The organism is Chitinophaga sp. 10T418 (assembly GCF_056394125.1).
The window spans coordinates 93,245-108,473 of sequence record NZ_JBFTHG010000011.1 but is presented as its reverse complement, the minus strand read 5'-3'; the positions used below and the strand labels follow the sequence as shown (position 1 = coordinate 108,473).

Genomic DNA, 15,229 nt, shown 5'->3' with positions numbered 1-15,229 from the left:
GTCAGTAAGTGATGATTATCGCAGCAATTCAATCCAGCCCTTGTAATCTCTCTCTCCCTGCGCTGTACGCAATTTCAATATATAGTAGTAGGTACCTTCATTCAGTCCGTTACCATTCCACTTGTTATCATAGTTCTTATTCTGGTATACCTGGTTACCCCAACGATTGTAAATAAGGAGTGTTGATCCCGGATAACGATCTAATCCCGGTATTACAAACTTGTCGTTCTTACCATCTTCATTCGGTGTCACTATATTCGGGATGAAGATATCATCGCCATTCACCGGTTGTGTAATGGTAGCCGTGTTATCTGAAAGGTCCACATCTGTTTCGTTACCTGCAATCGTGGCGGTGTTAGTCATGTTGCCGCCGCTGATCAGTTTAGCCGTAAACGTGAGTGTTTCCTGGCTACCGGAAGCCATGTCCGGCAACTCCCAGGTGATGGTCTTCGTAATCGGATCAAAGGTGGCCAGGCCCTTGCTGGTGGTAATCGTTAATGGCCGACCAATCATACTTTGCAACAAGTCTTTCACTACCACTCCGGTAGCCGGATCTGGTCCGTTGTTGATAGCTGTAACAACAAACTGCAGCACCTGATTCACACTCAATGGTTCAGGTGTATTTTGTTTTTTCAGCACTTTCAGGTTAGCATACCTGTCAGTATTTATAATTACGGTAGATGTATCCGGCGTACTTACATCCGGCGGACCGGTAATGATAACGGTGTTTTGTACTTTACCGGCTGCCTTGATGGTCACCTGGTAGCTCCAGCTAACGGTTTCGCCACCGTTGAGTGCACCGATATTCCATTCGAGTATACGTTGCGTGTTGTTGAAGATGACGCTACCTTTTGGTGGCGCATTGTATACCGGATCACTCACCAGGCTCGCTGCTGGCAGCTGATCGGTGGTGATCACCGGATTTACGGTGGCGGTGCCGGAGTTGGTGGCAGTAATCGTATACGTAATTTGCTTTCCTACGCTATACGGGCCGGTTGCAGGTGATACCGTTTTCACTACTTTCAGCGCCGACTTCGCCTGTACTGTGGTGACTACGGTACTGCTGGTATTATTACTGCTGTCTGCATCCGGTAATCCTGCAGGTGTATTCACTACAGCCACATTACTTAAGGTACCTGGTGCGGCAGCGGTGCCGGTGATCTGTAATACTACCTGTGCACCTGTTGGGAAGGTTCCTAATACGGCACTGGCAGTATTACCGGTAATACTGGTTTGAATATTGGCAGCGCCACCGGTACTTTGTTGTACGCTGATCGCTGTTTGCGTTAATCCGGCCGGCAATACATCATTCACGGTAGCTCCGTTTGCGTCTAAAGGTCCGACATTATCCACGGTGAGTACATACGTAACTTTTCCACCTTCAAATATGGTGGCAGGACCAGTCTTACCAATCTTCAGATCTGTATTTTTAACTACCGGAATAATAACAATAGAAGTATCCGGATTAGTTACATCCGGCGGACCGGTAATGACAACGCTGTTCTGAATATTACCGGCAGCTTTAATGGTCACCTGGTAACTCCAGCTAACGGTTTCGCCGCCGTTGAGCGCTCCGATATTCCATTCGAGTATACGTTGCGTTGCATCAAAGTTGATACTACCTTTCGGTGGTGCGGCGTATACCGGATCACTCACCAGGCTCGCTGCAGGCAGTTTATCGGTGGTGACCACCGGATTCACTGCAGCCGTACCAGTGTTGGTAGCGGTAATCGTATAAGTAATCTGTTGTCCTATCTTATACGGACCAGTGGCTGGTGATATCGTCTTCACTACTTTCAGATCAGATTTAGCCAGCACATTGGTGACTACGGTACTGCTGGTATTATTGCTGCTGTCAGCATCCGGTAATCCCGCCGGTGTATTCACTACAGCTACATTACTTAATGTGCCTGGTGACGCGGCGGTACCAGTGATTTGCAATATTACCTGTGCACCCGTTGGGAAAGTACCTAATACCGCATTCGCAGTATTGCCTGTAATGCTGGTTTGTATGTTGGCAGCGCCACCGGTAGCTTGTTGTACGCTGATCGCTGTTTGTGTTAATCCGGGAGGTAATACATCCTTCACTGTAGCACCGTCTGCATCTAAAGGACCATCATTATCCATGGTCAGTACATAGGTTACTTTACCGCCTTCATATATCGTGGCAGGACCTGTTTTGGTAATCTTCAGATCAGTGTTTTTCACTGCCGGAATAATAATGATGGATGTATCCGGATTACTTACATCCGGTGGTCCGGTAATGATAGCCGTGTTTTGAATATTACCGGCTCCTTTAATGGTCACCTGGTAACTCCAGCTAACGGTTTCTCCACCGTTGAGTAAACCAATATTCCATTGCAGGATGCGTTGCGTTGCATCATAGTTGATGGTACCTTTTGGCGGTGCGGCGTATACCGGATCACTCACCAGGCTCGCTGCCGGCAACTGATCGGTGGTGACCACCGGATTCACCGCAGCAGTACCTGCATTAGTGGCGGTGATGGTATACGTGATTTGTTGTCCTACTTTATATGGACCAGTAGCCGGTGAAATGCTCTTCACTACTTTCAGATCAGATTTAGCCAGCACGTTGGTGACTACGGTGCTGCTGGTGTTATTGCTGCTATCTGTATCCGGTATGCCGGCAGGCGTATTTACTACGGCTACATTACTTAGTGTACCTGGTGCTGCCGCGATGCCGGTGATCTGCAATACTACCTGTGCGCCCGTAGGGAAAGTACCCAATACCGCATTGGCCGTATTACCGGTAATACTGGTTTGTATGTTAGCAGCGCCACCGGTACTTTGTTGTACGCTGATCGCTGTCTGTGTTAATCCTGTCGGCAATACATCGTTGACAGTAGCACCGTTCGCATCGGAAGGACCATCGTTATTAACGGTCAACAGATAGGTTACCGTACTACCTTCATATACCTCCGAAGGACCGGTTTTATCTATTCTCAGATCTGCGGCGCTGGCTATTGTGCTCACTACCGGTGGTGATGGAATATCTTTTCCACCTTCGTTATTCAGGATCGCATGCGCTACGTTGGTCACGTTGCCTGCCGGTGCACTTTGCGCCACGGTACCTTTTACCACAATGGTAATACCACTGGTATCAATAGCGGGTATGTCGGCAGTGATTTTCACGTTGTTACCGCTGCCGGTGGCACCAGCCGTAATCACGGTGGTGCGTACCGGTGTAGCTGTCCAGGTAACATTGGTCAGCACTGATGGAATGATATCGGTGATATCTACGTTGGTGGCCTTGCTTGGACCAGGGTTAGTAACGTTGATCACATAAGTAGCATCTTCTCCTCTGACCATCACAGCAGGACCAGTTTTATTGATAGTAAGGCGGGAGATCACATTGATCACTGTGCTTACCATAGATTGATCGGATGCTGCTCCTGCTTCTGAAGGAGTCACCGTGGCCACATTCACCAGGGTACCGGTGGCTGCCGGCAGCACCCTGCCGGTAACAGTAATCACAATAGTATTAGCATTACCTGCAGCGATGTTTCCGTTCAGCAAAATATTATTGCCGGTGCCGGAAGTCGCACCATTGATCACTGCCATGCCATTGGTCACTGCCTGCCATTGTACGCCGGTAATGTTAGTTGGTACGGTATCCGTAACGGCCAGGTTCACCGCATTACTCTTCCCGTTGTTTCCTACTGTAATGGTGTAGCTGATATTCTGACCAGCAACTACATTAGCAGGACCGGTTTTTTCGATGATCAGTACCGGACTTGCCGTTACTACCGTTTGTATCAGGTCGGAAGAATCGGGCAATACACCGGGTTCTTTCGGTGTGATGATCGCGATATTTTTCAGGGTATCTCTGAAAGCAGGATCCACGGTTCCCGTAACGTTTACGGTGATGCTGTTACCTGTTCCCGGCGGAATAGTAGCCAGGAGATCGATGAGATTACCGCTACCATTGGCGGCACCATTAATAACGGCTTTACCTGCCGCCGTGGCGGTCCATGCCACCTGTGTGACAGCAGTTGGAACCGCATCATGTATATCTGCATTGACGGCGATACTGGGTCCGTCATTGGTAGCAACGATGGTGTAGCTGATATTTTCGCCGGACTGTAACGCAGTCGGACCGCTCTTCGTGATCTTCAGCGTTGGCTGCAGGGAGACGATGGTTTGTACTTCGCTGGTATCAGGTGTATTGCCTGCTTCAGCTGGTGTGACAATGCCCCTGTTGATAATAGTGCCGGCAAAAGACGAATCTACTTTTCCCTGTACTGCTATCAGTAAAGAAGATGCTGCGTTCATATTGGCGGTCACCAGTACATTATTGCCGGTGCCGGTATTGCCTGATATAACAGTGGCTACGCCGGTGATGCTTTGTACGTTCCATTGTACCTGGCTGATAAATGCAGGTACCGCATCGGTGATCTGTGTGTTGGTTGCATTACTGATACCATTGTTGCTTACCTGCAACAGGTAGTGAATGGTTTCACCCGCATGCAAGGTTGTAGGGCCGCTCTTGGTGATTGCCAGCATCGGATGTTTTTCCACTGGCGTAATCACTGGTGGTGTTACTATCGGCGGATCGATCGGATCCGGCGGTGTAACGGTTGCTGTATTTGTGAGCGTGCCGCTGGCATCCGGTGACAGTGTACCCGTTACCGTGATGGTCACCACCGCATTACCGGTAGGTGGTATATCGGCGTTGACAGCTACAAACCGGCCACTTCCTGTGGCCCCACTATTCACAGCAGCACCGTTAGTGGTTTGAGTAATCCATGTTGGTTGCAGAATGCGGGCATCGATAGTATCGGTTACTGCCATATTGCGGGCATATCCCGGGCCTGTATTTGCCAGTGTGATCACATATGTTACTTTATCGCCGGCGGTAATCGTAGCCGGACCATCCTTATGGATGCTGATACCGGTTTGCCGGGTCACCAATGTTCTGACAGAGTCGCTCACAGCAGGGATGCCGGTGCCGGTTACATCTACGGTATTGAGGATGCTGCCTGCAAAATCATTATCCAGTGTACCCGTTACCGTGATGGTGACATTATTACCGGTGCCTCCGGGGATGTTAGCGGTGGTGCTGATGTTATTGCCGGTACCGGAGAATGGTCCGGTAATAGCGGCGCCTCCGCTCACAGCTGCCTGCCAGCTGGTGCCGGTTACCTGCACCGGTACGAGGTCGGTGATATTAAGACCAATTGCATCGGAAGGTCCGCTGTTGGTGACGATGATATTATACGTAATAGCGTTTCCGCCGATGGCCTGTTTTGGTCCGTTCTTATGTACCTGCACACCGGTAGCTACACCTACAGTGGTGGTAACGCTGCTGGTGTTATTGGATGGATCATAATCTGTTACTCCGGTAACGGCTACGTTGGCCGTGTTGGTAATACTGCCGGCAGTAGTGGTACCACTTACGATACCATTAATGGTGATCGTAATAAAATTAGCGGCACCCGGACCGAGTTTGGCTGGCAGATTAATATTGCCGCTGCTGTCTATTCTCGCGCTATCCAGTATGGAAGCATCGCCGGTGGCAATGGCAGTCCAGGTAACGCTGGTAATAGCTGTTGGCAGCACATCTGTGATCAGCATGTTATCTGCCCGTTGCGGGCCTGCGTTGTAGATATGAAGAGTATAAGTAATCGGTTCACCTGCTAATACCTGCTGAGGGCCCGTCTTCACAATGCTCACATCTGTAGAGCGGTCCACCGAGGTAGTCACAGAACTTTCTTTATGACTGCCAGCAGTCACGGAGGCGGTGTTGGTTATGGTGGTGCCTGAAGTGTTATTCACTATGCCTCGGATCACGATCACAATACTGTTATTGCCCACCGGAATATCGGCGGTAGTATGCACGTTATTGGTGTTGCCGGATACTGCGCCGGTAACGGTAGCCGCACCGGTGGCTGTGGCGGTCCAGGAAGCAACAGTTACCGCAGCAGGCACGATATCATCGATCTGTGCATTGGTAATGTTGCCGGCACCACCGTTGGTCACTTCCACGCGATATACGATGGAATCGCCTACATGCGTAATAGCTGGTCCGCTCTTGGCAATTCTTACTACCGGATCATTGTCTACAATAGTGGATACGCTGCTGGTATTATCCGCCAGGTTAGGATCTACTATTGTGCTACCCGGAGGGAAGGCTACGGTGGCGGTATTGGTAATGGTGGTACCGTTAGCTACCGCCGGACTTAGTATGCCCGTTACCGTTATCAGCAGGGTGCTGGTATCAGCAGGAATATCTGCCGTGAGACTTACATTGCCCGTACCAGATGCCGGTGTAATATTTTGCACGTTGCCGGTGCTGCTGGTCGTCCAGGCAGGTGTAAGCAACTGCACCGGTAACAGGTCAGTCACCTGTAACCCAATAGCGTTGGATGGTCCCTGATTCCGGATACGGAGTACGTACTGCATTTGCTGACCGGCAGCCTGATTAGCCGGACCACTCTTGACAATACTCAGGTTAGCCCTACGGGAAACTGTGGTCAGCACGGTAGCGGTATCTCCTGCCGGCTTTGTGGATGGATCATTCAGCGCGATAGCTGTATTGGTAATGGTAGCACCGGTAAACGCCGGATCTACCTGACCATTTACTGTAATGCGGATCGCTCCCACCGGCGTAGCTGGTAAATTAGCCACTAATTGAATGTTGCCGGTACCAGTATTGCCACTGGTGATCACCGCACCGTTCACTGGGATGGCAGTCCAGGTAGCATTAATAATACCTGGCGGTATTACATCTTTAATCGTCACATTCGCAGCGCTGGAAGGCCCGTTATTAGTCACTTCCACATTATACTGAATCGGGTTGCCTGCATAGGTAGTAGTGGGTCCGGATTTACGCACCTCTAATGATGCCTTTCTGCCCACAGTAGTTGTTGCCTGTGAAGTTACCGGAGGTACTCCTGGTTCTGCGGCCGCAGCAGTAGCCACATTCACGATCTGTCCAATGAAATCGTCTTTGATAGCGCCGGTAATAATAATATTAATATAGTTCGCTTCTCCCACCGGAATATTGGCAGTAAGTCTCAACAGGTTACCTGCCCCTGTGGCACCAGCGGTGATCACCGCGCCGCCGGCTGCAGTAGCAGTCCATGTCGGGTTGAGTATGGTGGCAGGAATGGTATCTGTGATAACAGCGCCAAAAGCATCGCTGGGGCCTATATTGATAACCTTCACCCCGTAAACAATCGCCGCTCCGGCATCCGCAGTGGAAGGCCCTATTTTGCTGATAAGTAATCCGGATTTTTGTTTAATAACGGTTACGACTGTATCAGAATTTACCGGTGCAATACCAGGTTCCGATGGAGCAGCCACCGCAAAGTTTTGTATACTTCCTGCTGGTGTGGAAGAAGGAATAGTAGCGGTAACGGTAATATTAATGACACCTGTTTTAGCAGGAATATTTGCGCCAATGGATAATGTATTGCCGGTACCGGTGGCACCATTGCTGATGGTAGCACCACCTGTAGCAGTAGCCGTCCACGTAGTATTGCGCAGTAATGCCGGCAACTGATCTGTGATGAGGGTATTCAATGCGTTGGACGGCCCCAGGTTGGTTACCTGCATGGTATAAGTAATGTTATTCCCCGCATTGGCGGTTGCTGGTCCGGCCTTGGTAATCTTTACATTTGGTTGCTTTCTTACAGTCGTCACCACCTCGTTGGAAGCACCCGGCGTAGCGCCTGCCTCTGAAGGCTGGAATACGGCTCCATTCCGGAAGGTGCCACTGAAAGATGGATCCACAATACCTTTTACGGTAATGATGATGCCATTATTTCCACCACCATCAATATTCACGTCCATGTCCAGGTCGTTGCCTGTGCCGGTACCTGCTCTGATAATAGTGGCGTTGCCAATGGTAACAGTGCTCCAGGTGACCTGTTGTATTTCTGCCGGAATCTGATCGTCGATGGTCAGATTTTTCGCATCTGATACACCTACGTTATTCACCACAATATTATACACGATTTCATCGCCTGCATTCAAGGTGGCAGGTCCGGATTTGCTGATCGTCAGTGATGGCAATCTTCTTACCCTTACCGTTTTGGTAGCACTCACCGGCGGTACGTTTTCCGAAGGCGTAGCTGTGGCGGTATTGGTAATGACTCCGTCCAATGATGGATCTGTTTTGCCTTTCACGATGATGGTCAGCATATTACCACTACCGGCAGGAATCGATCCGGTGAGGCTGATATTGTTACCTGTTCCGGAGCTGGCGCTGCTGATAGATGCAGTACCGGCTGCAGTAGCACTCCACTGCACCCCGGTTAATGCGGCAGGCACCACATCGGTGATGACGAGATTTTGCGCATTAGCAGTACTCAGATTGGTTACCTGGATGGTGTAGGTGAGACTGTCTCCCGCCAACACCAGATCCACGGCTGTTTTGGTAATGGCCAGTTTAGGCAGCCGGTTCACGGTGGTAATTTTCACGGCAGAATCGGCCGTACCTGTTCCGGGAGCCGGTGTTACCACCGCCTTATTATTTATTTGTCCGGAGAAGGCGGGATCGATAGTGCCTTTCACCGTGATGGTAATATTGTTGTTGCCGCCGGCACCGATGTCGCCGGTGAATGAAATATTATTTCCCGTACCTCCCTGGGTACCGCTCACACTTGCATTGCCATTAGCGACCACTGTCCAGATAACTCCCTGCACAGAAGCAGGCACCACATCGGTGATCACTGCATTATAGGCATTGCTGGGTCCATTATTAACCGCTTTGATAATATAGGTAATACTGGTACCTGCACTGGCGGTATCAGGACCACTTTTGGTGATAGACAATGTAGATTGCTGATCTACTGTAGTGACTACTTCATTGGAAGTAACCGGTGGTATATTCTGCTCAATAGGTATTACCTGCGCGATGTTCCTGATCGGATTATTTGTAGCTGGTAAGATGGTGCCGGTAATGATGATTCTGATCACGGATCCGGCATTCACGTCTGCTGTTACTTCTACCTTATTGACATTACCGATGGCGCCCGATTTGATCACGGCCGTTCCGCTTAATACGGTGGCATTCCAGCTCACATTATATAATGCGGAGGGTACCGCATCCCTGATTTCTGTGTTGGTAGAATTGGAAGGGCCTTCGTTTTTCACATCTACGGTATAGCTGATCTGTTCACCGGCAATACCGGTAGCAGGGCCATTCTTCGTAATATCAAACTTTATCTGTTTCTGCACAGTGGCCACATCCACATCCGTTATCGGTGGTATGCCTGGTTCTGCTGGTGTAGCGGTTACCCGGTTGAGGATAGTGCCCGCAAAGTCAGGGTTGATGGTACCTGTAACGTGAACGACAATACGATTTGTAGCACCTACCGGCACGTTTCCGGTCAAGCGGATAATGTTGCCGGAACCGGAAGTTCCTGCAGTGATGACAGCGGAACCATTGGCGGTGCTGGTCCAGGTAACATTCTGCACGGCGGCAGGTACGGTATCTGTCAAAACAGTACCAACAGCATTACTGGGACCATTATTAAATAAGGTGAGTACATAATCAATCTTCTCTCCTGCAATCGCAATAACAGGGCTGGTCCTGGCCTTATCCACCAGCAATCCGGGGGAACTGGTAATCAGCGTACTGGTTTCGTTGGAGGCTATCGGATCTACGGTACCTTCTGACGCGGTTACTACCGCCACATTCGGAATGGTGCCGGTGGCAGCTGCATCCACGGTGCCGGTTACATCGATATATACTTTACCAGTATCTCCACCTGGCATATTGGCCACCACTTGAATCGGACTGCCAGTACCAGTAGCGCCGGCAGTGATCACTACCCCACCGGTAGATCTGGCCGTCCAGCTCACATTGGTGAGCTTAGGAGAAATAGCGTCTGTAATAGTGGCGCCCACGGCATCACCCAGCCCTGTATTTTCCACCGCGATATTAAAATGGATCACCTCACCGGCAATAGCCATAGCAGGCGCTCTTTTTACGGCGGAGAAATAAGGACGACGTATAACCGGTATCGTTACAGTGCTGTTGATGCCACCCGGATCCGCGATATCAGGAGATGTGGCATTGGCAGTATTGGTAAGATCTCCTTCAAAAGAAGATTTAATATTTCCTTCAATGGTAATGACCACCGAATTATTGGCAGGAATACTGGCAGTAAGATTAATCTGCGTATTGGTAGAAGTGTTCGTTAATATTTGCGCAGTACCCGTAGTGGTATACGCAATATTCGTTACCACAAAATCAGCCGGGATAACATCTTTTACCGTTACACTGGCGGCATCACTTGGTCCTGCATTCAACACTTCTATATGATATATCAGGTCCTGACCTGCCAGGTAAGGACCGAAGTTCGATACAATTTTATTGATCTGAATGTCTGCCTGATGGGTATAGGTAATGACTACCTGGTCCGTACTTGGCGGGCAATTTCCGTTGGTGATCGTCCAGGCCAGCGTAGCGGTACTATTTTCCGCAATCGTCACGATCGTATGCGGATCTGCGGGGTTGGCAATAGTGGAGGTGCCGCTGACTACTGTCCATACACCGGTACCCACCACCGGGGTATTTGCGGTCATGGTAAATACTCCTGAATTGTACTGTATTTTGTCGGCGCCTGCATTAGCAACAGTAGGCGATGCGTGAATGATCACCTCTACAGTACTACTGGTAGGCAAACAGGTACCGTTGCCGATTCTCCACCTGAACACATAGGTGCCGGGCACCAGGCTGCTTACGGCAGTAACGGGGTTATGGATATCTGCGAAAACAGCGGCTTCGGGTCCGTTTACCTGCGACCAGGTACCAATACCGCTGGTGGCCACGTTACCTGCCATGGTGGTGGTAGTAACAGCACACAATTCCTGGTTGGGACCTGCCACTGCCACGGTGGAAGCGGCATCTATTGTTAATGTAAAAGGATAGGTAACGGAGGTACAGTTCACCGCACTATTGGTGAACGTAATCGTAAAGTGGTAAGTGCCCGCAGCAACATTTCCCGGGATGGGGATGCTCAGCGGTGTTCCAGACAGCGTTCCATTGGTGATGGCTGCAAAACCGGGCATATCGCTGCTGCTCACACTGTATTTATCCGGACTGCCGGAAGTAATAGTATACGGCAGGGAAAACACCATGGCTCCCACGCACACATTAGCTACTGTTCCCAGCGTAGCGGTGATGGCTGGGTTTACTGTTACCAGGAATGCCCTGGACACACCATCCCCCTGACATCCACTTACGGTGGCGGTTACACGATAATAACGGGATGCCGTGAGGGCGCCCGTATTTAATGTGGCCGTAGTCTGACCAGCCACTACTGTCCAGCCGGTACTGCCGTCCGCACTGGTTTCCCATGTATAGGTAAACCCGGTACTGGGGGTACCTGTTCCTGCTTTGGGGGTAACTACTGCTGTGAGTTGCGTAGCGGTATTATTACAAATAGGTTGCTGGCCGGTAATGGCCACGGTATAATCTATTACTTTTAATTCTATAGGGTTGGATACCACCCGGCAGTTGAGATTATTAATTTCTGCACTGCCACCAGCTGCCACTACCCGGTATTCAAATCCGGCCTGCACGTTGGTCACAGGGAAGGTATGCTGATTGCTGCTGCCATTATTTAAAACGCCGCCTTCATTGGCCCAGTCAGTTGTACCCAGTGGTCTTTTCTGTAACTGGAAAAAATAATTGGAATAACTGCCGGCAGGTAAACTTACATCCAGGCTGGAATTACCTCCGGCACAAACCGCACCAGTGGCTTGTGTAAAGGTGATAGGAGGACCGCAGGCAGCAAAAGCGATATCGTCCAGCGCCAGGTCATTACCATTACTATTAGGTGTATTACTGAAGATCCTTAATATCACTGCGCTGGTGGTAGCCGGCATCTGAAACACACCTGCCTGTCTTACCCAGGTACCCGGACTCTGATAAGGAACCGTTCCGGTAGACACAGAAGCGATGGCCGCTCCGTTTGGATTATTGGCATCCAGGATATCAAACCGCAAACTGGGCTGGGATACGCCGTTCTGGGGGTTAATGTTCATGATCCAGGCAGAAAACTCGAAAGTAGTACCCGCGCATAAACCGGTGATGGTTCTCTGGTAAAACTGACCTGGGCGGGCTTCCGCATCTACTACCATACAATAACCCGTACCATCTGTGGAGGTATGATCCGGGCGATCTACGAAATAAATATTGTTGTATCCCCGGGTGGTATTACTGATGGTATATTGTCCGGGATAAGGGCCCGTGGGGCGGTTTCCGGTACCAGGACTATAATAAGTGTAAGTAGTAAGGCCTGAAGGCAATGGCCCTCCCAGCGTGGGTTTGGCCGCTGACGGCGCCTGACCAAAGGTTTCCCTGAACACCGGATCACCCAATGAACCGGTACACTGTTGCGCACTTGCGGGAATAGCAAACAACGAAAAAACCAAAATACTCCACACTAACATTATCTGACATCTGTTCTTTTGCATAAAGCGAGCTATCTGCAACCGATGTTTTGGAGTACATAGAGACATGGTAGACTTATTGATCATAAGGATCCGTATTTGGAGGATATAGTCAGGCAAAACCAACACTCATGAGTTAAACACTATCCGGGGATATCAACCAGCATTCTTTGACAATCAAGACAAAAGGGGGTTCCATACGTGTCAGACTACACGTTGTTACCATAGATTTTGCGCTACGAAAAATTATTATATATCAATCGGAATCAGTGCGTACTGTCACCATCTACATACATCTATCTTCCGCAACAGTACCATTCAGGGATAATCAACAATAAAAAGAGCAGAAAGTTTAGTAATTCTTTCAATTAACAGTAACGTATCAACTGAGGGGGGGCTTTCAAAATAAACCAGTGGCTACATCAGGAATCCTATCTACCTGAAACAGGTATAAAAAAATTACGAATTACGGATTTGTGGGGAGATAAACAGCGGACAACCCGTGTTAGAACATCTACCTGCAAATCCGTAATTCGTAATTCTTTCTGTATACTTTATCGTGTAATAATTCCCAGTTCTGCCACCATTACTCCATTGCCATTATTAATATGCAATGCAGAAAACTTAAAATATCTTGCTTTCAGCGGATGATCGAGGATCACCAGTTGTTGTACCGGGTTGGCCTCTATATTATGAAAATCGCCTGCCCTTGCCTTTTCCCAGTCGCGGCCATTCTGGCTCACATAAAAAGCATATTTGCCAATCAGGCCTTCATCCTTTCTATCCTGCCGCGGTAAATAGGTAAAGGCTTTAATAAGATGTGCTTCGCCCATATCTATGGCTACATCTACCGGAATTTTTCCGGAGAGTTCCGGCGTTAATGTATTCCAGTTTGTGCTTTCATCTTCATCCACTACATTGTCGGCCTGGCTGTCCGCCGGCGCCTCTATCACTTTCCATCCTTTTTTGCCAATACCGTAGATCGCAGTTTTAATGTCTCCCATTAAAACTTTGCTGCCACTTCTGGCTTTGATCGTACCGCCATCAGCGAAGAGAAAAGGTTGTTTGTATACCGGAGATTGCAATGTTGGATTGCTACCATCCACGGTGTAGTAAACAGGATCGGCAGACTGTACACCAACGATGCTTACCATACCTGACTTTTCTCTTTTAATGATTGGCGCTTTGATGTGAACAGGTTCTTTATACAATCCCACATCACTCAGTGCAATACTAACTGGAGCGTATACACGTACTCGTACTTTAGCAGCCGTCACATTTTTATCCAGGCGTATTAACCGGTTAGCTCCAATGCTGGTAGCGGATGCAATGGCTTTCCATGCGCCGTTATCCATAATATCGATACCTACAGAATCAATACGCTGACCCAGTTTAATATTTTCCCGGAGACGGATCACATTAAATGTTTTGTTGCCGTGCAGGTCCAGTGTTAAGTCGGCCGTAGTCACGGCATCGTCTGTAGCCCAGTAAGAATAACGATCGGCATCCAGTAACAGCTGCGGACCGAATTTCGCGGCATTATTGCCCCGGATGTTACTTGCTTTCAGCGTAGCACCTTTTGCGAAGTTTACAGCAAAAGTTTTGCGGAGCAGTTCACCAAAACCTTTTAAGGAAGCCACATCGATATCATTCAGCAAGCCTCTCTGGTCGGGCGACAAGCCCAGATCCAGTGAAGCGCCGTGGCCAACACTTTCATAGTAGAGGTCCAGCAACTGGGAAGAAGTGAAGACCTGTGCATTTTGCGATTCATGATAAAACCATCCTGGCCTGATGGCCACATCACATTCTGCCGGGATCCAGTATTTGCCATTGCGGGTACCTGTTGTACCCAATTCTGATTTCACAAAGCCGTTAGCGGGTCGCTTTCCTTCCTCAGGCGCTTCGGGCGTATAGGTAGCCCAGCAGGTGGTGCCGGCATGTCCGTCTTCATTACCTACCCAACGGGAACCGGGGCCCACATCACCGAAAATAACGGCATCGGGTTGCATGGTGCGGGTAATGTTCCAGGTAGAATCCCAGTCGTAATAGGTGCTGCGGTCAATATTGCGGGTTTCATTGGCGCCGCCGTAATATCCGCTGCCGCCATTAGCACCATCATGCCAGGAGGTGAACAAGGGACCATAGTTGCTATATAGTTCCTTCAGTTGTCTGCGGTAAATATCCAGGTATTCCGGCTTGCCGTATGCAGCGTTATTTCTATCCCAGGGAGAGCAGTAAAGACCCAGTTTCAAGCCAAGTTGCGCACAGGCCAACTGGTATTCTCTGATGATATCTCCTTTACCATTTTTCCATTTGCTTTGGGAGATATTATGGGTAGTGGTTTTGGTAGGCCACAGGCATAACCCGTCATGGTGTTTGGCTACTACAACAATACCTTTGAATCCACCGGCTTTGGCGGCGCCCACAATTTGCCTGGCATCAAACTGTACAGGATTCACCAGGTTGGGATCTTCATCACCATAACCCCATTCGTGGTCCAGGTAGGTATTAGCGCCGAAATGGATCAGGCAATACATTTCCATTTCATGCCATTTCAGTTGGGCAGCGGTAGGCAACACACCATAAGGCTTTGGCGCCGACTGGCTGAAAAGGTTAGTGGACAATGCCAGCAATCCTAAAAAAATACAGGTTCTTTTCATTCAAAAAAATGTTTTAAAAGTTGGACGGTTTCCCGCTGGCGGCGTCTGTTATGGCGCAACCAACAAGATTAGTCGTTATACAAAGTATTAGCCTGTATTGATGTCATCTGGTCAGGCGAAACCAGGAAAAAAATTGGCTA

General features: G+C 49.3%; 2 protein-coding genes. Both read right to left on the bottom strand.

The genetic code is table 11. From position 1 onward, the window contains the following. Positions 1–15: 15 nt before the first annotated feature. Positions 16–12,453 (bottom strand): DUF7927 domain-containing protein, encoded by a 12,438-nt coding sequence (locus AC1DCV_RS27085; protein ID WP_477026115.1) that lies wholly within the window; start codon positions 12,451–12,453, stop codon positions 16–18. Positions 12,454–12,983: 530 nt separating this feature from the next. Continuing rightward, positions 12,984–15,089, bottom strand: coding sequence for an alpha-L-fucosidase (locus AC1DCV_RS27080; protein ID WP_477026114.1), 2,106 nt, complete (start codon positions 15,087–15,089; stop codon positions 12,984–12,986). Between the last annotated feature and the right edge of the window lie 140 nt (positions 15,090–15,229).

Coding starts and splice junctions, on each gene's coding strand:
- AC1DCV_RS27085 (WP_477026115.1), bottom strand. CDS start 12,453: ATGCAAAAGAACAGATGTCAGATAATGTTAGTGTGGAGTATTTTGGTT.
- AC1DCV_RS27080 (WP_477026114.1), bottom strand. CDS start 15,089: ATGAAAAGAACCTGTATTTTTTTAGGATTGCTGGCATTGTCCACTAAC.